The 1,404-nt window shown below is 40.1% G+C and carries 2 protein-coding genes and 1 rRNA gene; all 3 read right to left on the bottom strand.

The features are described from left to right. Positions 1-572 precede the first annotated feature (572 nt). On the bottom strand, positions 573-755 hold the full coding sequence (gene tnpB / locus L2703_RS18880) for an IS66 family insertion sequence element accessory protein TnpB (RefSeq protein WP_248972564.1): 183 nt from the start codon (positions 753-755) through the stop codon (positions 573-575). Positions 756-878: 123 nt separating this feature from the next. Then, complete coding sequence (locus L2703_RS18875; RefSeq protein ID WP_248972563.1) at positions 879-1,112, bottom strand: hypothetical protein; 234 nt, start codon at positions 1,110-1,112, stop codon at positions 879-881. Positions 1,113-1,291: 179 nt separating this feature from the next. Beyond that, positions 1,292-1,404: ribosomal RNA gene (rrf, locus tag L2703_RS18870) — 5S ribosomal RNA — on the bottom strand; the annotation flags it as partial.

Below are 1,404 nucleotides of genomic sequence, written 5' to 3'. Positions count from 1 at the left end.
CCTTGTGTTTTGAAGCACTTGGTTCAACTCACTCGGTGACTGCTTTCGCTGTCTGCCGTGTCAGTGGATGCGCATTATAGGCAGCAAAAGATTTAGTGCAACCCCTTTTTTCACTAATTTTAAATTTAATTTTTATACTCTAGTTAACACCAATTTAGAAACACGTTACCCACAACTTTATCCACAAATAGACGTAATAAGTTTATCTACCCCTATATTCTGAGGCATATAATATGAGTCATTAGAAACTTGCGTAACTACTAAACTGCACTAGCAAAACGACATGAACGAGAGATACTAACAATTGCTTAGCCAATTGCTTAGCAAAGAAAATGACTATTATTGTATTAATGGGTGATTTTGAAAATAGCGTTTTCATTTGGCTTTCAGTAAAACGTGTCTTTTTGATGTGATTCTCCATTTGTCTTAGTGTAAGAGGAAAACGCTATTTAAAATATTCTGATTTTTAAGGGAGGGGGGCATGAGTTTGGACCATTTGAACTTATGTTTATCTAATCATTTATACTCGACAACTGCTCCTGCGTTATTCAGCTTCTCGCCATCCATGGCGGTCACATGGCAAAACTAGTGTTATCCCAGTACAACAACTTGATTTTGTTACGGCCCTTATTACAAAATACAAATAGCGCACCACTGAGCACCGGTAGTTCAAGCTCTGCTTCCACTAAGGCGGCTAATCCATTCATCGATTTACGATAATCGACCACATCTGCACATAAATAAACTGTGGGCACATCAACAAACATCTTTATGGCATCAGGTCTTTAATGATTGAAACGAAATCGTTCGTTGCTAAAATTGACATGAAACATTAACTGGCCTGTGTGGATATCAAACTGCACCACATTTTGATGAGTTTACCTGCAGACTTCAGTGTTGGTTTGTTTTAACTGAATAAAGCGTGATGAAGTGGCATTAAGTGATTGCTGCGGTAAGTTTGGGTTTGACTGCTTAACCAGTAGGACGCGCTGTTTATAATAAGTGGTAATAGCGACATTATGGTGTTGGCAGAATTCAATATTAGTACCTTTAAAATTACTGCGTTGCTGAAGTAGCTCCAGCCACTGTGCCGCTGTTCTGTATGTTTTCATCACCTGCTCCAAATTTATCGTTGAGCAGGTATTTTCAAATAGGCAGATTAACGATGCGAGGTGTGGTTCGCTAGACGGTTACACGCATACCATTCAGCAATCATTAATGAAATTACAGACGCAAAAAAGCCCGTTGCGTTAGCAACGGGCTTTTCACTCTCTTCTCAGAGAAATTAGGCGTCTGGAAATGACCTACTCTCACATGGGGAGACCCCACACTACCATCGGCGATACTGTGTTTCACTTCTGAGTTCGGAATGGGATCAGGTGGGACCACAGCTCTATGGTTTCC

It is taken from the genome of Shewanella basaltis, from assembly GCF_023283885.1.
In the GTDB taxonomy this organism is placed as follows: domain Bacteria; phylum Pseudomonadota; class Gammaproteobacteria; order Enterobacterales; family Shewanellaceae; genus Shewanella; species Shewanella basaltis.
Note: the sequence above shows the minus strand (reverse complement) of the source record. Positions and strands in the feature narration are given on the sequence as shown.

What these genes read in the sequence shown, in the direction of transcription:
- L2703_RS18875 (WP_248972563.1), bottom strand. Translation starts at nt 1,112, where the DNA reads ATGAAAACATACAGAACAGCGGCACAGTGGCTGGAGCTACTTCAGCAA.